This window comes from Parabacteroides sp. AT13, from assembly GCF_002272965.1.
Lineage (GTDB): Bacteria > Bacteroidota > Bacteroidia > Bacteroidales > Tannerellaceae > Parabacteroides > Parabacteroides distasonis.
Map to the genome: position 1 here is coordinate 1,759,456 of NZ_NQMH01000001.1, position 19,680 is coordinate 1,779,135.

The 19,680-nt window shown below is 41.1% G+C and carries 17 protein-coding genes; all 17 read right to left on the reverse strand.

Annotation, left to right across the window (positions count from 1 at the left end; genetic code table 11):
- Nucleotides 1-66 precede the first annotated feature (66 nt).
- Complete coding sequence (locus tag CI959_RS07400; protein WP_008773159.1) at nucleotides 67-1,563, reverse strand: RagB/SusD family nutrient uptake outer membrane protein; 1,497 nt, start codon at nucleotides 1,561-1,563, stop codon at nucleotides 67-69.
- 24 nt (nucleotides 1,564-1,587) lie between these two features.
- The gene (locus CI959_RS07405; RefSeq protein WP_005863650.1) at nucleotides 1,588-4,629 is read right to left on the reverse strand and encodes a TonB-dependent receptor; all 3,042 of its coding nucleotides are present in this window, start codon (nucleotides 4,627-4,629) and stop codon (nucleotides 1,588-1,590) included.
- Nucleotides 4,630-4,963: 334 nt separating this feature from the next.
- Complete coding sequence (locus tag CI959_RS07410; protein ID WP_008773160.1) at nucleotides 4,964-7,822, reverse strand: triple tyrosine motif-containing protein; 2,859 nt, start codon at nucleotides 7,820-7,822, stop codon at nucleotides 4,964-4,966.
- A gap of 91 nt (nucleotides 7,823-7,913) precedes the next feature.
- Nucleotides 7,914-8,744, reverse strand: coding sequence for a family 16 glycosylhydrolase (locus tag CI959_RS07415; RefSeq protein WP_008773161.1), 831 nt, complete (start codon nucleotides 8,742-8,744; stop codon nucleotides 7,914-7,916).
- Nucleotides 8,745-9,157: 413 nt separating this feature from the next.
- Nucleotides 9,158-10,450, reverse strand: a complete 1,293-nt coding sequence (gene tyrS, locus CI959_RS07430) for a tyrosine--tRNA ligase (protein WP_008773162.1) — start codon at nucleotides 10,448-10,450, stop codon at nucleotides 9,158-9,160.
- Between the two features lie 103 nt (nucleotides 10,451-10,553).
- Nucleotides 10,554-11,225, reverse strand: a complete 672-nt coding sequence (locus CI959_RS07435) for a TatD family hydrolase (RefSeq protein WP_049762359.1) — start codon at nucleotides 11,223-11,225, stop codon at nucleotides 10,554-10,556.
- The gene (gene yidD / locus CI959_RS07440) at nucleotides 11,209-11,430 is read right to left on the reverse strand and encodes a membrane protein insertion efficiency factor YidD (protein WP_005863660.1); all 222 of its coding nucleotides are present in this window, start codon (nucleotides 11,428-11,430) and stop codon (nucleotides 11,209-11,211) included. The genes CI959_RS07435 and yidD overlap by 17 nt, the downstream gene beginning before the upstream one ends.
- Complete coding sequence (rnpA, locus tag CI959_RS07445) at nucleotides 11,430-11,816, reverse strand: ribonuclease P protein component (RefSeq protein ID WP_036630613.1); 387 nt, start codon at nucleotides 11,814-11,816, stop codon at nucleotides 11,430-11,432. The genes yidD and rnpA overlap by 1 nt, the downstream gene beginning before the upstream one ends.
- Nucleotides 11,816-12,571, reverse strand: a complete 756-nt coding sequence (locus CI959_RS07450) for a uroporphyrinogen-III synthase (protein WP_029257164.1) — start codon at nucleotides 12,569-12,571, stop codon at nucleotides 11,816-11,818. The genes rnpA and CI959_RS07450 overlap by 1 nt, the downstream gene beginning before the upstream one ends.
- On the reverse strand, nucleotides 12,568-13,293 hold the full coding sequence (locus CI959_RS07455) for a DUF4271 domain-containing protein (RefSeq protein ID WP_008773164.1): 726 nt from the start codon (nucleotides 13,291-13,293) through the stop codon (nucleotides 12,568-12,570). Before CI959_RS07455 ends, CI959_RS07450 begins: the two co-directional genes overlap by 4 nt.
- Before the next feature lie 36 nt (nucleotides 13,294-13,329).
- Nucleotides 13,330-14,676 carry a dihydrolipoyl dehydrogenase gene (lpdA, locus tag CI959_RS07460; protein WP_036630615.1) on the reverse strand — a complete coding sequence of 449 codons (1,347 nt, stop codon included), beginning with the start codon at nucleotides 14,674-14,676 and terminating at the stop codon, nucleotides 13,330-13,332.
- A 10-nt stretch (nucleotides 14,677-14,686) separates the two neighbouring features.
- Nucleotides 14,687-15,091 carry a PH domain-containing protein gene (locus CI959_RS07465; protein ID WP_005860302.1) on the reverse strand — a complete coding sequence of 135 codons (405 nt, stop codon included), beginning with the start codon at nucleotides 15,089-15,091 and terminating at the stop codon, nucleotides 14,687-14,689.
- Nucleotides 15,092-15,242: 151 nt separating this feature from the next.
- Nucleotides 15,243-15,947 carry a hypothetical protein gene (locus CI959_RS07470; protein WP_005860303.1) on the reverse strand — a complete coding sequence of 235 codons (705 nt, stop codon included), beginning with the start codon at nucleotides 15,945-15,947 and terminating at the stop codon, nucleotides 15,243-15,245.
- 142 nt (nucleotides 15,948-16,089) lie between these two features.
- Complete coding sequence (locus CI959_RS07475; protein WP_005860305.1) at nucleotides 16,090-16,653, reverse strand: DUF5025 domain-containing protein; 564 nt, start codon at nucleotides 16,651-16,653, stop codon at nucleotides 16,090-16,092.
- 100 nt (nucleotides 16,654-16,753) lie between these two features.
- A complete protein-coding gene (locus CI959_RS07480) occupies nucleotides 16,754-17,677 on the reverse strand; it encodes a hypothetical protein (RefSeq protein ID WP_005860307.1) in 924 nt (307 codons plus the stop codon).
- Between the two features lie 24 nt (nucleotides 17,678-17,701).
- Entirely contained in the window at nucleotides 17,702-18,655 is a 954-nt protein-coding gene (locus CI959_RS07485; RefSeq protein WP_010182623.1) for an outer membrane beta-barrel protein, read from the reverse strand.
- A 380-nt stretch (nucleotides 18,656-19,035) separates the two neighbouring features.
- On the reverse strand, nucleotides 19,036-19,581 hold the full coding sequence (locus CI959_RS07490; protein WP_005860310.1) for a hypothetical protein: 546 nt from the start codon (nucleotides 19,579-19,581) through the stop codon (nucleotides 19,036-19,038).
- Between the last annotated feature and the right edge of the window lie 99 nt (nucleotides 19,582-19,680).

Genomic DNA, 19,680 nt, shown 5'->3' on the forward strand with positions numbered 1-19,680 from the left:
GGTGCCAAACGGGTTGACACCGCCTTGCCAAACTACAAAGGTCTAGTAAATAATGAGAATCTTATATTACTCTGTTACTTCCGGCTCAAAAGGCACAGGCTCAGCTTCTAAGTTAGGATTCAAGTCAATTTGATCCTGTGGTATCGGATAATATTCGCTTTCTCCTTTCACAAAACCCGGAAGTTCTTGAGTGGCTCTGTCCGTACGGACTAAATCGAAGAAACGTTCGCCCCATTCCAATGCCAACTCAACTTGACGCTCTTCCAGAATTTGATCCAAAGTCGCATTTGCAATCGGAGCTAAACCAGCACGTTCGCGAACCAAGTTTAATGGAGCGTCTCCATTTTGTCCCTTACGAACTTTAGCCTCAGCGTTCATTAACAACACATCAGCATAACGGAATACACGGATATTATTATTATCGCCATATCCAGTACGTCCCGGAGTCATTTGATTAGCCGGTGTATAAGCCTTTCCATTATAAGCAGTCGGTTCACCCGGTTGAGCGACAGGAATATAATCACCGTCACGAGTAGTGGCATCCGTCATGAGGAACGTTGTTTCCGCACGAACCGATTCACCACGTTTAGAGAATAAATTACGGATTTTCTCAGTCGGCTCAATAAATGCCCATCCAGAGATAGGAGCCTCTCCACGAGGACCTTGGAACGCAAACCAGTTGTCAGAAGAAACGATATCACCACTTCCATTTCCAAAGTCAGTAAATTGATACTCTAGCAAAGACTCATTACACAATTTTCCCGGAATCTTAAACAACTCATAGAAGTCATTATACAACTCAAACTTTCCGCTATTGACGATATCCTCGGTCAAGGCCAATACCTCATCCCATTCATTATCATACATCTTCTGTTTCGCTTTCAACATCTCAGCGGTATATTTTGTAACCGCTCCCGGATGCTCAGACTCATTCGGACGAATAGCCGGTAAGTTTGCTATACAATAATCCAACTCGTCATAAATGTACTTCTTTACATCCTCTTTCGTATTCTTGAATACATTCAGTTCTTGATTGTCTAACAAAAGAGGCACATCGCCAAATAAATTTACCAACTGGAAATAAGCATATGCTCGGAAAAAGCGAACTTCAGCAGCATATTGAGCGTTTAATTGCTTGTCTGACTCACTCGTCAAATGTTTAGCATAATTCTCTAAAGACTCCAATGCTGAATTAGAAGTAGAGACAACATAATAGCAGTTTCCCCAAAGGCCACTTAATGCCCAGAAAGTAGTCAAACGATCATACTGGAATTTACTAGCATACTCATACTCAATCTGGTCCGTAGGAGATCCTCCTTTATTCACATCGTCACCGCGAACTATGATACATCCATACGAGGACCAAGACCCCAGATAACCACGAGCGGTCGCATATACACCGGAAACAGGCATATACATATTCGATTTATTCGTATAATCAATACCCTCTACCTCTACAGTATTCTCTGGAAGCTTATCCAAGTAATCACTACAACTGGATGTCAGCAATGAAAAGGCTAAAGGGATAGCCCATAAAATCTGTTTTTTTAATATATTTTTCATATACTTCTGATTAGCATTTAAAGATTAATAAATAATACGAAGACCTAACGTATAAGAAGATGCTAAAGGATATACACGCTCATCAAATCCATAAGAAGAAGATGCTATCTCACCTTTCTCGTTCTTACTACCCAACTCTGGGCTGAAGCTGTTTGCCTTGAAAACAGTCAAAGGACGATCAGCAGTCAAGCTCAAACGAATGCTCGGCATCTTGAATTTTCCAAAGTCTTTCTTCGGGAATGTATAAGCAACTTGTACATTCTGAATACGGAAATAAGAACCATCTTCTACATAGAATGAGTTAAAGTTAGAGATATTCCAAGGTTTTACAGAACCTTTCGCAGACATATATTCGTTAGTAGAGCCCTCACCTGTCCAACGATTCTCGAACTGATCTAAGTCATAGTTCAATTCAGAGTGCCAACGGCGGTCACCACGTTTACGGTTTACGATCTGGTTTCCAGCTACACCTTGCATAACCATAGAGAAATCGAAATTCTTGTAAGAGAATCCTAAGTTGATACCGTAATTGAAGTTCGGGATATAAGAACCCAATGTTACACGGTCTTTATTATCAATCTTACCATCCTTATTTTGGTCAACATACTTGAAATCTCCGGGCTCCAAACCATTTGCTACAGCAATCGGATCAGCAGCGATCTCTGCGGCATTCTGATAAACACCCTCAATATCATATCCATAGTAAGCATTCAACTCACCACCAACTTGAGAAATCGTACGGAACTCCGCAGAACCACCATATAAATAAGATAAACCATTCAAATCTTTTACCTCATTGTGCAAGGTTGTCAAGTTTGCTCCAATGTAGTAAGAGAAATCTTTACCGATCTTATCAGCCCAGTTAAAAGACAACTCAACACCTGTATTCAAAATCTCACCTCTGTTACCTAATAAGTTACCGGCACCCATTGGCAGAGGAGCGTCGATCACGGCATTTTGAGTCAAACGATAATACCAGTCTGCCTCTATTGTCAAACGGCTATTCAACGTACGAAAATCTAAACCGACGTTCGTCTCATTCACGACTTCCCAACCTAACCAACTAAAATAAACCAAGTTCGTATAACCAGGAACAGCGCTTCCTCCAAATATACCAGAGGTACCCATATCTTGCGTAATGGAAGCGAAACCATCACTAGCCGCAACCTTATCGTTACCTAACTTACCCCAGCTCGCACGTAATTTCAGATAATCAACCCATTTCTGATCTTTCATGAATCCTTCTTCTGAAATATTCCAAGCAGCACCTACAGAAGGGAAATAACCCCATTTTTCTTGGTATTTGGAAGAACCATCAGCACGCATTGTAGCAGACAATAAATATTTGCCTTTATAATCATAAGATACACGACCGAACCAAGAAACACCACGATAAGTCGTACCGTCATCGCCAGTTTTACGTCCATCCGCATTACCTTGATTCAAATAGTAATATTCCTCGTGTCCGCCCGGAACACCTGTAGCTTCTCCCCATAGGTTACGCCAGTTCTCTTCACGTACGGATTGACCCAACATCGCAGTTAAACCATGATCACCGAACGTATCTGTATAGGTCAATGTATTATCTAAAATCCAACTGTGATAAATATCATTCTTCTTATTCAAAAGGGGAGTCGAATTCAACTGAGTTCCACCAACCAAAAATTCTGGAGTATAAGCTCTTGTCTGGATAACATTGATATCTTGACTATAAGCCGTTTTAAAGAATAACTTATTCTCCGGCAAGAAGTCGAATTGCGCATAGAAAGAAGGCATTACGCGCAACATTGAATTTTTAGAATCATAATACTCCGCTTGAGCAACCGGATTGTAGTAATACTCACTCAAACCGATTTGGGCAGGAGAACCATATTTCGTAGGATACGGATTCAAGGAGCTATTTTCATCATATACAGGAATAATACCCGGTGTACGGAAAGCTGCTAACCAAACCTCGCCGTTTGGCAAGTTTTGCGTAGAGTTGCTCAAAACAACGTTAGCTCCTACTTTCAACCAATCAAAAGCCTTATAATCCGCTTTCGTACGCAAATTGAAACGAGAGTAATCATTTTTAGAATCCAAGATACCATCTTGATACAAATAAGAGGTACCCACAGAATAAGTAGCTTTTTCAGTACCTCCAGAAATGTCTAAAGAATGGTTGTGAGTTAAAGCTGTATGTAAGATCTCATCATACCAGTTTGTATTCGGAAGTGTTCCCCAAACATTTTTAGCGTTATTTACAACAGCCTGTAAGGTTTCATTACCCATCTCACTGATCATAGTCGCATATTGCTCACTATTAGCCATTTTCAATACATTCGTAGCCTTTTGAAAGCCAACATAACCATCATAAGTAACCGTAGCAGGACGATTCAACGCACCTTTCTTTGTCGTAACCAAGACTACGCCATTCGCCGCACGTACACCATAAATAGAAGCGGCAGAAGCATCTTTCAAAATAGACAAATCTTGAATATCACTATTATTCAAGAAATCAATATTATCAAAGAACATTCCATCTACAACATACAAAGGTTGGCTATCCGTATTCATAGAACCGATACCACGAATACGTACGGAAGGACCGGAACCTGGCTGGCCACTATTCGTAATCTGCACACCCGGCACTTTTCCTTGCAAAGCACTCATCGGAGATGATGTCGCATGTTTCGTAATCTCATCAGCCTTGATCACGGCAATTGGAGCTGTCAAATCCTTAGCCTTACTCGTACCATAACCGATAACGACAACCTCTTCCAAGTTTTGCGTATCCTCACTCATAAGAACATTTACTACAGTCTGTCCGTTAACCGGAACTTCTTGTGTAGTCATACCTACATAACTAAATACTAAAGTCGCATTCTTGGGAACATTACTCAAAGTATAGTCTCCATCCATAGAGGTTATGGTACCATTCGTCGTACCCTTAACCAAAACACTCACCCCGATAGCTGGGTATCCTGTGGCCTTTTCAGTTACCACACCGGTAACTGTCAGATTCTGCGCAAACATTGTTGTCGCGGCAAGTAACAGGCATAAACAAAGCATTAATTTAGCTTTCATTCATTCTAGTTTTAAAGTTGAACATTTGTTTTTACACTCATTATTAAATTTGAAGCAAATGAACACCCAAACCTAAAAAAGGGCAAATTTTTGTATACTTCAACACTACTGCAAGCCTTGCGCAAGCAGAAAATTACTACTTTTATACTACTGCAATACATATTAATTATCTTATTTTCAGTTATAATACATTTGTTAATTCAAAAGGAGAACATTATATGTTATTAAACACATCTCACTAAATATGGGAACACAAAAATGACAAGGAAAACTCATAGTTATGATTTTCTTATTTCATAGTTATGATATTTTTCATTCATAACTATGAAATTTCTTAGTGGAACTGGATCATGAAATCTACCAAGCTTTGCCCCTCCGGTAGATTTAGTTTTTTACGCAATCGATAGCGCGCCGCCTCGATACCACGTACGGAAAGATTTTGCATACGAGCCATATCCTTAGTTGGCATATTCAAACGTAATAAAGCGCATAATCGTAAATCGCCCGGAGTCAAATCGGGATACCGCTCTTTTAGATTCGTAAAGAACTTTTCGTGGATACGATCGAAATTAGTCTGGAAAATGGCCCATTCATCCTCGCCTGATATATTCTCTTCGATCATGCGGATGAGCTTATCGAAGAATCGTTTCGTATAACTTCCCGATAATTGTTGAGCTTGTATTTCCTTTTTTAGACCTTCAAGGAAATCATTATGAGAGATAACAGACAAAGTAGCACTGGCTAATTCCTTACTCTTATAAGTAAGGTCATTTTCTAATTTTTCATTCTCTAGCTTGACAATTAATTGCTCTTGCGCCCTCAATTGCTCTTCTTGCAATCTCTTTTGCTCCTCGTTAACTTTTTTCTCACGCATGACAATCCACATCGTATACATTCTCACTAATACGACCAGTATACATAAAAACAAAGCAAAATAGATGATCAGCGCCCACCAAGAGCTATAAAATGGACGTTCGATCTTGAATGGATAAGACAGAGAAGATAGCTCTTTTCCTCGATCGTCTTTCACAACCGCATGTAACACAAAATTACCATACGGTAAATTAGAATAAGTCCGTTGAAAATTACTGGTGCCTTCTATCCATTCATTATCAAACCCGTCCAGTTTATAATAGATCAGGAAACGGCGCCCCGTAAAATCCGGATACGAAAACTTAAAAAGAATCGTATTATAGCTATAACTCAATACGGACGCACCGGCTTCCGGTGCGTCCGCTCCCTTGCAAGGGAGCGGAGCGAACTCATTTTCATGCCGATTATAGGCCCTTACCTGCGACAAACTTAATGGAACTCGAGTCGTATCCACATAATTCCGGTATCTGTCATAACGAGCGATCCCCCCGTTTAGACAAAAATAAGACGTCCCGTCGGAAGCCACATAAATATTTCCCCTATCCTCTATGGTCGGATTATCAAACAAAGTAAAAGGAATACGCTGTTTTAACTGGAATCGCCCAGACTCATATCCTAACAATACATATTCCGAATTCCGGATAAACCAATATAAATCATTATTCAAGGAAACAACCCGATAGGTATCGCTTAACTCGGGAAAATCCTCATTCAACAAATCATAAGGAACGATCTTTCCAGTCAAATCCTCATAAGTATAAAACTTACTCCCATCCGAGAAAACAATACGTCCGCGTAATTTCATTACATTAATCGTACCACTCTCATTACCTTCCTCCAGTTTTCCGATATACTCCATCTCTTTCACGCTCCTCAAATCCTCATTCAAGCGAAGACGATAGATACCTTTATACATATGGCTAGCCCATATATTGCCGGTAGGGTCAACCTCAAACGATTTGATCAAATTAGAGAATCCTTCTACATTATGGCTAAATTTCCAACGATTAGTAACCATATCCCGGGTGAAAACACTGAGTGGACGGTAAGACATCTGGAGTAAAACTTCCTTTCCATGGATAATTGTCTTACGTAATGCGGTACCCCCTCCATTGGGCCCCGGTATCTGAGTAGCTTTTCGGCCCTCTAGCTGTAAGGTACCTGTATTATGTCCGGCAATCAGTTGATTTCCGACATCGGAGATATACCATGTCTGTTCTTGAGTACCGGGAATCAAGGTTGGATAACTATCATTCTCAGATAACGCATAAAGACCTTGGTTCGTAGCTAAATAAACAATACCCTTCTCTATCACCATATCATGCACCATACCAATCTGGGCCTCAAGCGGTTCATAAAAATAGATCGGAGAATTCACATGTATCTGCGCGATACCATTATCCAATGTAACCCATAAATTATCCGAATTATCAGCAAATACTCTCAATACCGTATTATTAATCAAGCCATTCTCCCGGTTGATATGCCACAAAGTTTCCCCCTGCTTATTAATCGCTACAACCCCATTAGAAATCGTACCCACAATAAAAGTAGAATCTTTCATCATGACTCCCCTGTTTGCGATCCCTTCCTTTAATATCTCATTGGCTGGTGTATTCCACACAGACAATTTTTTACGCACCTCATCATAGATAAAACATCCACTACGAGCCGAGACCAATAATAGCTGATGATCAAATGGCAAGACCGAAACCACATCATCCTCCAAAACCTTTTTCGATAGTAACTCTGTAAACTGGCCGTCATCCATTCGACAAAAGCTTCCTCCCTCCATGAACTGAACGTATAGATGATCGTCTAATGTGAAAATATACAATGGAGACAGGTCGGATACACCTTTTCTTACTTTTTCCCCGTCATAAATAAAAAAGCTCCGGAATGATTGAAAATAAATCTCACCCTTATATTCATTAATCGTCCAGAACTCATCATTATTAAGATAGACGTTCATCTCAGACGAACTGAGTGAATGATAAATCAGATCATTCTCGTCATCCATCTCAAAATACCCGAACTCCTCGAAAGAGCCAACATAAATACGTCCGTCCTTCGATATATACAAAGCACGGACACCTAGATTATTCGGTAATTTCACAAGATCCCAGTGAATACCGTCAAAAACCAAAAGCCCCCGGTTATTCCCAATATACATCTTTCCTCCCGGACCTTGGGAGACGGCCCAATTCTGGTTTCCCGCTTTGTAATCGCTTACGGAATAATTGATGATTTTAGGAATATAGGGTACCTTCGCATTCCCCGTTATACAAAACAACAAGGCAATAACGCAACAAATCAACATACGAACCAACGTCCTCTTAAGTATCTCCTTCACTATATAGTACAGAATGTTATGTACCACAAAAGTAAATAAAAAAACATCACGTTACACCCTACTTCTTATAAACTCTCACATAATCAATCTCAAACACATGTGGAAAAAGAGAATCATCAATACCCTTTTGGCCTCCCCAATTCCCACCGATCGCCAGATTCAGCAAGATATGAAAGCGTTTATCGTAAGGCCAAACCTCATAGCCTATCCCCTCGTTCTTAAATGTAAAGTATAATTGATCATCTACATAAAGCCGGTACTCATCTTCCTCCCATTCCAAGGCATACACGTGAAACGCTTTATAACAATCCGGACACGCAATTTTAGCATTTTTTTGAGTTCCGATCGCATGATTATATTTTTCCGTATGCGAAGAACCTACGATCGTATCAGGATCATAGCCCACATTTTCCATAATATCTATTTCCCCGCTTTTTGGCCAATCCCCGTATTCCCAATCCGTTGGAAGCATCCAGATGGCCGGCCATGTCCCTCGTCCGGTCGGGAGTTTCGCCCGAATCTCAAAACGTCCGTACAACCAATCCCCTTTTCCTTTCGTAATCAGACGAGCCGATGTATATGAACGACCTTCCATCGGTTCTTTCAAGGCCGTAATCCTCAATACCCCATCCGAGACCCAAGCGTTCTCCTTTCTGCCGGATGTATAATATTGAGCCTCGTTATTTCCCCATTGATATACATTACCTTCCGTATCATAAGACCATTTCGTAGAATCAGGAAATCCCGTATAGTCAAACTCCTCACTCCATATCAATTTCCACCCGCCTTTATCCATGGGTGCAGACAAATCGATATCACTAGCATTCGCCAGACTGCTCAAGAAAACACTATATAGGATAAAACCAAACAAAAGAAATGACCGTGACATAACAATATTGATTTAAATCAGAATTTCCACAAATATATAAAAAATAAATAAAAGTGTAGATGAAAAACACATCGCAAGGTTATCCCCGCAATTATACTGCGAATACCACAGGAGATATACTTCAAGTGGCAGAGAAGATATACTTCATGGCCAAAGTAAGTACTACCCCATTTTCCCTAGGGATTAATCGGATAAGCTATCTATACGAGAAAATGTCACAAAATAAAAAAGGGATGCCACAATTGACATCCCTCTCTCTGGATTGTTGAGTTGTCTCACGAGGATTCGAACCTCGACAGACAGAACCAAAAACTGTAGTGCTACCATTACACCATGAGACAATCCGATTGCTTTACTAAAGCGATGCAAAGGTAAGAATAAAATCTTACCTTGCAAATTTTTTGATTATTTTTTTACTTTGCGATCAACAAATAATAATTTTTCTTACCTCTTTGAACCAATAAATACTTATCGTCAAGCAGTGAAGAACAATCAATTACAGTATCAACCTCCGCTAATTTCTCTTTGTTAAAACTTACGCCACCACTTTGTACCAATTTACGCATCTCACCTTTTGAAGGGAAGATAGCGGCTTTTTCAGTACACAAATCAACAGCCTTGATTCCTGCGGCCAATTCATCACGGGAGATATCGAAATGAGGAACACCCTCGAATACGGCTAGTAATGTGTCCTCATCCAATTTCAACAAAGCCTCGTGAGTGGAGTTACCAAACAAGATATTGGAAGCCTCGACAGCGGCCTCATAATCTTCCAAAGAGTGAACCATAACAGTCACTTCTTTCGCCAAACGTTTCTGCAACGGACGCAAATGAGGAGCGGCCTCTTGCTCCGCCTCCAAAGCGGCGATCTCTTCTTGGCTCAAGTCCGTGAAGATCTTGATATACTTGGCGGCGTCAGCGTCGCTTACGTTCAACCAAAATTGATAGAATTTATACGGAGAAGTATAGCGACGATCCAACCAGATATTACCGGATTCCGTCTTTCCGAACTTACCACCGTCAGCCTTCGTGATTAACGGGCAAGTCAAGGCATAAGCCTCCCCTCCCAACGTACGACGGATCAATTCCGTACCAGTCGTGATATTACCCCATTGATCGGTACCACCCATCTGTAGACGGCAACCCTCATGCTCATACAAATACAAATAATCGTAGCCTTGTAGCAATTGATAGGAAAACTCGGTGAAAGACATACCTACACTGGATTCGCGGCTCAAACGCTTCTTCACAGAATCCTTAGCCATCATGTAATTCACGGTAATATGCTTACCGATATCGCGGATAAAATTTAAGAAAGAATAATCCTTCATCCAGTCATAGTTGTTCACCAACTTAGCGGCATTAGGAGCGTCGGAGTCAAAATCAAGGAACTTAGCCAATTGTTTCTTGATGCAATCCTGATTGTGACGAAGAGTAGCCTCGTCCAGCAAATTACGCTCAGCAGACTTCATAGACGGGTCACCGATCATACCGGTAGCGCCACCCACTAAAGCGATAGGACGATGACCGGCACGTTGGAAATGCTTCAGCATCATCACACTTACTAAGTGTCCGATATGCAAAGAGTCTGCCGTTGGATCGATCCCCACATAGGCCGATGTCAACTCTTTCTGCAATTGCTCTTCCGTCCCGGGCATCATATCAGCGATCATGCCCCTCCATCTTAATTCTTCTACAAAATTCATCGTATTAATTTATATCGTATTACATTAATATATTTGTCACTTTATCTCATACGAGGCAAAGGTACGACTTTTTAATTGAGAATCGAAAATTGATAATTGATAATTATCCGTTTAGGTGGAAGATAGAAACGTTTTTAGCGATTTGAATCCGCAGCTTTTCTTCCGGAATATCCAACGCTTCCGCTACATTTTGGTAGACCCCGCGGATATCAATCGATTTATCATCGGTCTCCAAGAAAAGGAAATCAGGCCATGCGGCACGCAAAGCCGACGGATTAAAACGATCTCCAAAAGAGAGATAAAACCCCAAGCGAACCAATTGGGAGGCAAGTTCACCATTACCTCGAAAGCCATGGATAATCCAAGGCATCTCCGGTTTCACGGCCTTTTTACAGGCAATGAGATCCGCCCACGCTTTTACGCAATGGATGATTAATGGCTTATGTGTTTCCTCCGCTAAATTGGCTTGTGCCAGAAACACCTCTTTTTGCAAATCCATTGGAGATTCGGCCAGTGTATCAAGTCCAGCCTCTCCGATCGCCACGACTCCCGAACCAGACACCAATACCCTAAGTAGATCCATCTGCTCCTTTACATTATATATATACCACGGATGAATACCATATGAGCGAATAACCGTATCAGGAAGTGAACCCGGCTGCATATCACCCATTGGACTCACGATCCTATTTATAATCGCGATATCCTCCTTATGGAAAGGCATCTGATGCGTATGTATATCATAATAACCCATGGCGTTACGGAACCGGATCATAACCGCTCCCACCCCAAGGATGGCAACGAAGTATTCGTTTAACCGCAAGATACAATCCTTTCACAGGGCCATATTTCTTCAAGGCTTGCACCGCATATTCGGAACAAGTGGGCGTATACCTGCACGAAGCCGGTGTCATAGGAGAGATACAATATTTGTAGAAATAAACCGGCAATAAGAGTAATGTGGTAAAAAAGCGTCTCATTATTCTTTATCCCGAAGGATATGGATCGCTTTCTTCATTGCCTTTTCCATCACAGCGTACGGATGGATCTCTTTATCGAGGTACAGGAAAGCGATTAACATGCCCTTATTCTTCGCTTCCAACGGTTCCAGTAAATCATATTTACGAACCCGGTAAGCCTCACGTACCTGTCGTTTGATCAAGTTACGCTTTACGGCTCTCTTAAATTTTTTCTTCGGTACACTCACTAAGAAGGAAGCACGGGCAGGCATCTCTTCCTCCATCGGTAAATAAACGACCCGCAGTGGAAACGCCACGAACGATTGTCCTTTTTCGAATAATAGGTCAATGTAACGTTTCCACGACAGGCGTTCTTCTTTTGAAAGGGTATACCTTTTTGTCGTCATTATTTTTTACCGTCTTGCTGTTTTTTCAGATATAAATCCAAAGCAGCAGTCATAGAAGGGGCTTCCACCGTGGGAGCCTCAACGTCCAAACGCAGACCCGCATCTTTAACAGCCTTTGCCGTAGTAGGGCCAAAACAGCCGATCTTTATATCGTCTTGCTTGAAATCCGGGAAGTTCTTCAATAAGGAAGAGATACCCGACGGACTAAAGAAAACCAACATATCATAATCGAATTTCTCGTCCTTCGCGAAATCATTGCTCACCGTACGGAACATCACCGCTTTCGTATAGTTGATTTTCTTCGCGTCTAACAAAGCGAATAGATCATCTTTATGTACATCGGAAACAGGTACTAGGTATTTCTCCTTCGCATGTTTGGCGATAACAGTCACCAAATCATCTGCCTTACCGGTCTGACCATAAAAAATCTTACGTTTTCTATAAACGATATACTTCTGGAGATAAACAGCGATCGCCTCTGTCATACAGAAATACTTCATCGTTTCCGGGATAGCCACACGCAATTCCTCGCATAAATGAAAGAAATGATCGATAGCCGTACGAGCCGTAAAAATAACGGCGGTATGATCCAAAACCGAGATTCGTTGCTGCCTGAACTCCTTGGAAGATAAAGGTTCAACCTTGATGAACGGGCGGAAATCTATTTCCACACCGTATTTTTCTGCAATATCGAAATATGGTGATTTCTCCGATGCAGGCTTCGGTTGTGATACCAATAATTTTTTAATATTCAATGCCATAGAGTACTTGACTCGATAAAGTTATACAAATAAATAATGCCTTCATACAGAAAAACTAAAGGCAATATTTCTTGGCCGCAAAGGTACAAACTAATATATAAAAAACTGCTATTTTTCCTGTGAAATATCCGTATGGTCTTATAAATTATCACAAAACGACACAGAATATAGAAAAATACAAACAACAAAACAGGAATCTGTATACTGCTCCCCACGAATACCAACCAAAGTGCCGGAATGTATAAACAGATCCCCCACGCTCCTATAATAGCGTTATAATTAGTCTTCCAAAACTTGTATTTCGGAGCGTCCGTAAAAACAACCCCCAATAAATAATAGAAACAGCGCTTACACCAATAAAACAGCATCAATACCATCATTATCAACCCAATAGATATCAATACCGTATTTTCTAGCAAATGGTTGAAATACCCATATGCCCTAGCGATAGCAAAAAGGCAAACGCTACAAAGAAACAAGGCTTGAAACGTCATGAAATTCCGGAAGAGCCATTCGCTCCCCCTCGTTACCTCAAATAAATTTTGACGTTCTTTCACATATACCACATCACGCATCATCTTCAGGAATAAACGATAATTGGTACGGAACACCAACGCAAAACACATAAATAAGACGAACAAAAGGCTAAAGACCACATCGTCCACCAATTGTCCGTCCCACAAACGAATCCCTACATATCCTTCAAATGTACCCATGTGCCGCTATTATCGGCACAAAGGTACATAATTATTTCAATAAAGCGCTTCCTTAATAATCTCTCCTACCGTAGGATGCGGGAACACAAACGACTTTAACTCATCCGATTTCATCCCCTTCTCAATAGCGATTCCGGCGATCACGATCAACTCCGAGGCCGGATTACCCAACATATGGGCACCGATCAACGTCTCATCCTCCGACAAGATCAACTTACAAACACCATTCCCCATCTCATTCTCCGCGACAAAACGCCCAGAGAATGCCATCGGTATTTTCTTCACGGTATACGAAATACCTTCTGCCTGCAACTCCTCCTCTGTCTTCCCGACACCGGCGATCTCCGGATTCGTATAAACGACACCCGGAATAGCCTTATAACTCATCGGGCGCAATTTGCCCAAGAGATGATCCACGGCCACCTCCGCCTCGCTAACTGCCGTATGCGCCAGTAAGGAGAAAGCGGTAATATCACCGCAAGCATATACATTTGGCAGGGAAGTCTGCATGTACTCATTCACCTTCACCCCATTACGGAAAGGCTCCGGAGCCAGTGTCTCCAAGCCAAAACCTTTCGTAACCGGACGACGCCCTACACTCAAAAGGACTTTATCGCCATGCAACGTGAATGTCTCCCCGTCTTTCTCTACAGAAACCTCGGTTCCATGCACCCCGGTCACTTTATGACTTAGATAGAACTTGATCCCCCGTTTAGTGTATTCCGCTTGCAACATTTCGGACAGCTCACGATCCATCGGGCCTAATATCTTATCCAACATCTCCACGACATGTACCTCTACCCCAAGGCTATTGAAGAAAGAAGCGAACTCCATACCGATCACGCCTCCACCGATTATCACCAAAGAGGCCGGAAGCTCCTTCGATTGCAACGCCTCCCGGCTCGTCCAATATTCCGTCTCCGCCAATCCGGGTATAGGAGGAATTACCGTTTCCGATCCCGTACAGATCAAAAGGTTCGCAGCCTCGTATAGCTCTTCTCCGGCGGCGATCGTAATCGTCCCGTCGGCCGCACGCCCTTGGATACAAGCTTCCGCCGTAACCATCACCACGCCATGCTCCGTCATTTTCATACGGATACCGGCTGTCAGCTTTTTCACGACCTTATTCTTACGGGCGATGATTTTCGGGAGATCAAAAGAAGGATTCTCCGCTTTCACCGCATACTTGGAAGCATGCTTGATATTATCATACGTCTTAGCGGAATAAAGAAGCGTCTTTGTCGGCACGCATCCCTCATTCAAACAAACCCCGCCCAATGCGTTTTTCTCAAAAAGAATCGTGGAAAGCCCACCCTGCGCCGCTCTCTCCGCGGCAGTATAACCGGCAGGACCTCCACCGATTATAGCGACATCGTATTTCATACTATTAGATCTATTTAAGTTGTATATTAGGATTTATCTTTCTCAACTGTTTGATAAAATCAGCCCGGTTGGTCGGAGATATGAGCATCCAAGGTTTCCCATTGCTCCATATGATCAGCCGATCCAACGAAAGGGCGTAGCTGGACACCGGCATCACGGTAGATTCCAACGCCTCTATATCAGCGATAGCGATCTTCTTCTCCGGGAAAATACTACAATGCGCTATCAACACATCATCTTCCGTTATCCGGTAATACGTATTAAAGAAAACATGAAGCACCCCCAACGCAGCGACCATCATACCCACTATAGCCGATATATTGGTACGCAAAAACGCAGCCACACAACCAATTACCACCATGATAATCACCAGATGATACCACCATCCCACTTTTGATTTATATTCTCTTTCCATTTTCCGAAATTTGCCGCAAGTTAACGAAAAACGTCAAACAAAAAGAAAATTGCCCAATCTTTCCCATAAAAGAAAATACGCTGTCACTTCTCAGCAACAGCGTATCCACTTAAACCGGTTAATACAAATCATAAGATTGTAGTCGCCTTTTTTATTTTAATTCTTCCAATACCGTATAGGATTGTAATACGTTATTCTTATCATATTGTTCTGTACGCACTAAGCCTACATTCGGGCTGTACCACTCATAGCCATACCCAGTGATTGTCTCCTTTGATTTAGGGGAACGTGTAGCGATATTATATTTTACCTTAGCGCAATCGAACGTACCGGCAGGAGTTGTTATGCTTTCCGTTTTAATAAACTCACGGTCCTTAATGGCCATATCCTTACGATTCTTCCGGTTCTTCTTATCGTAGATCTTTACGGAAGCCTCGTCGAAATACACGTTATTCTTATCGAAATTAGCCGCATACGGATTTGGGTAATTTATAAAGTTCTCCGTGATATCCACATTCGTATTCATTTCCGATACCACTCCCGGATAAGAGAGCGTCTCTTTCGAGTCGAGGAAAAATTCTCCATTCTGGCAGTATGCCTTGATATCTCCTTTGTTCACGATCGTACCGGAGGGATTAGTATATACGTAGTCCGCTTCCACCTCTTGGCCGGAAGGCAATGTTTCCACCTCATCCACTTGATAACTCATAACAGATTGTAAGTTTCCCTTCGCGTCATATCCTTTACGGACCCATACCGTTCCCTCTGTTTGCGGAAAGAAGAACGTACAATCTTGCGCCATCGCTCCTCCCGCGATCAATGAGATTAAAGCCGTGTATAATATTTTCACCTTCATAATTTTGACGTTTAATTAATTCACTACTAAATACATGCCGGATATCCAATGCTTTGTTAGAACAGAGTGAACCACTAAATGTTCAGAAGGTAAAAATTAAAAATAGCCAAAATATCGTAAGGCAGCGGTATATCATCCACTATCAATGGATACCGAATATAGCATCTTTTACGACGATAGAATCATTTACATCGTACCTATTATATAAAGTCCCTTCCATCTTTCCCTCAATATATGGCATCATGGACGATTCATGGTAACGAACACTATCCACATAGACCTTAAACGGTTTTTTTAAAGGACAATATTCCACCTTATTTAGTGAATCCGTTATCCGGATATAAGACGTTATCTCCTCTTGTGTCCGAATCCCCTTCTCTATATTATATTCTCCTTCTTGTAATGGGAGCAATACCACCTTCATCGCATAACGGCTTGAATGTTCGCGATCCAGTGGAATCGTCCAATGCGAACATCTCAAGACCTCCCATTCTCCCCTCCTTACTTCCGAATAAAATCCAGCATCTATATATCTCCATGAAGCCGACTTATTCCTAATAGAAATATCCTGTCCGTTTACCGCCCCCTCAAAATATCCCAGATAATAGGGTGTTTCTTTAGGTGTATCCTCTATTATCTCTTCTTTCTCGCAAGAGATAAACGCCAACTGCAAAAGAAATAGTGAAAAATAAATTAGGTATCTCATAACGCATATATTTTAGAAGTAAGACACTTATATTCAGAGCTATTTCCAAAGATACAAACTTTATCCGGATTTCAAACTAAAAAGACGTAGAATTGAAGTTCTATAAACCAAATACACACAAATCACTTCCTACATATGTACGAACCTCTTTACTATACAAGTTTCCATATATTATATTATCAGTTACATTTTTCTTAGATAAATTCAATCCCCAATGATATCTAAACATTAACCTATTCTCGCCTTCCTTAAACAATGGGGATGATACAATTACGGGGTAGTTAATCTCATAGACTAAACCGGACGGTATATTTTGTAACTGATCCGATTTTCCCTTCGACAATATGAAACTAGGAGGCATTATACTAGAACTCATTCGCATAGATTTTTCGTATATCATAATCACTCCTCCCGGATAAAACAGCTTATCCTTATCCGATATATTCTTAAATCGCAAGCTTACCCTTACAGTATCACCCATCAAAACAGTGTCTCGATCAGTTGCAATCACAAGGCTCATATTTTCTACGATATTCCCATCCGGCAATAATTTATCTTGTTCTTTCTCAAACATCAATGACTCCGAATAATGCCATTGTCCACTGTCCTTGCTTCTTTTAAGAACAAAATTATAGAAACTTTTAGCGGCCAAATCTCCATTTTTTGCTGAGATGAACCTAAATGATTTTGACAATTCCTGTATAGTATTCCTATCCTCTCCATCCATACCTTTCTCCCAAGAAGACGAGCTACAATAAGGTATCCCATTCTCATCTATCAAAAATGTTATAAAAAAATGGGTATCCTCATAATTAATCTCCGATAACTTCTCACAAATCAAATCCGCATATTTACCGGACGATCTCATCAAAACTGGTGGGACACCCCACCATGTCACTAGATGATTTTCCATCCATCTTCCATACCTATCGTAATATTCTTTATCACAATCAGAAGAAGTGTCTTGAGCAAATGCAGTTACACTGATAGACAACATCATCCATAAACATCCTATTTTCAACATCTTGATAACATTTTTTCGTCAATACTAGAAATGGAATCGTACCCCCGCATCAAAAGTCAAACGAAATAAGCCAGAGTAATCTCCTTTATCGTAAGAGACATTCTCTTGCTTGGGTAAGGAACCTCCTACATAACCGATATTCAAGCCCACTCCCACATGCTTTGACAAAAGATATTCTGCGCCTAATGAGAAATTATATCCTACACCGGATAAGGACTCGCTTATCCCCCTCGCCGATTCCCGGTAACTAAAATATCCTATACCTATTTTCTCTTCCACGATCCATCGGTTTATGATTTGTTTCATCACAAATTGAGGAGCGACATAAGTAAGCCCCACGTTAATATCTATTCCCGAATAAGTATAAGACGATTTATATCCCGAATACAATAAGCCAGCACCGAAACCGCTCCTTGATATCCAATCATACCCAACTTGCCAATCCAATCCGTTTTTAGGATGGCCAGACCCACCCGGTGGCAAATAAAATTTACTGGTCACAAAAGCGTAACCTATATTCGCATAAATCGTGTTATGCTCAAATGAAGACTTCTCCACGACAGCCTCTTCCTCCAAATCCAAAGCTTTCGATAGAGGAGCGGCCCGAAACGCCGCCGTGTCCGACACTAAAAGCATACTACCGGCTATCTGATGGCAACTACTACCCAATAATGAAGGTTTCCGATGGTCTGTCAACGCCAATGCGTTACCTCCCGCTTTTGCCGTTTCTTGTTTCGCCAACCAAACAACCTGATCATAATTACATTTAGTAGACACTCCGTTATCCACTACAGAAACATTGCCGATCCTCTCTGCCGAGGCAGGAACAGCCTCCCCCAGCTCATACAAACGAACCTTATCCGCAGTTACGCTTGCCGGGTAACTTTTAGAGATATTTGTAATGACTTTGGGCGCACATCCTGTCATTAGAAACAGAAAAGAGACAAATAAGACAGACAAACATTTAATCATTTTCATTTTTCATTTATAAGTTCAACATCCACTTTCTAAACTCCTCATTCTTTCTAAGTACCTAGATTTAATAATAAAACGTGCTTAGCCACAAAAAATTATTTATCACAAACCATTCTATCCAAACCATTGAACAAGCCCTTACCTTTTGCTGTATGAAACCAACATATCAATATACAAAAGTTCAAACAAAAAATAGGCTGTCTCATTTTCACTATGAGACAACCTATTCCTTTTAATTATCTTTCAAAACCGCTACCATATCATTCCCGATACCACCCGAAGAGCAACACCGAAAATACCTTGAACACAATCCTCCAAGCTCATCAACTGATCTCCTAAATACAGGGATATCTAACCTTCTATTTTAACAGAGGTTTTATTATTCAAGCAATTTGCTCAATACGACTTTCTTGGCACAAGGGATATGTTGCGACAAAAGGCTCTATTTTCTGTTTCATTTCGGAATAAGAATTTCCATAAAAATACAAGGCCGTGTATGCATCGCTCTCCCAATAGCTATATAAACCGCCGATTCCCTTCATTGCCAACTCCATTTGTTCAACCACATGATTAATGTCACAGGTTTCGTAGACTACATCGGGTAAATCTGTATTATTAAGATAATAAGCCAATCCCTCCAAAGTCCCAACTTCCACTCTAAATTTACGATCTATCCCTAGCAAGGCAGAACCATTGGGGATACCCAAGCGATTTAGTAAATTTACCAAAAAACTTACATGATCCCACTTATCACCAGCTAGATGGATATCTATATCACAACTTACAATCTCGCCGTCTGGATTTTGAACCGTACCACCCCCTGTTACTTCTCCCATTTGCTCCTTCTCAAGTACACCTTGAATCGCATCCTCTAATTCATGTCTATGCATCGGTTGCAAACGTGCGTTTAGTTTTAATACAACTTCCATATTCTTTCACTTTTATGAGATAGATGTGAGTTTTAGATACGTCTACAAATGTATACAAAATCTATGATTCCTATACTTAAAACGATAAAGTAGATTATC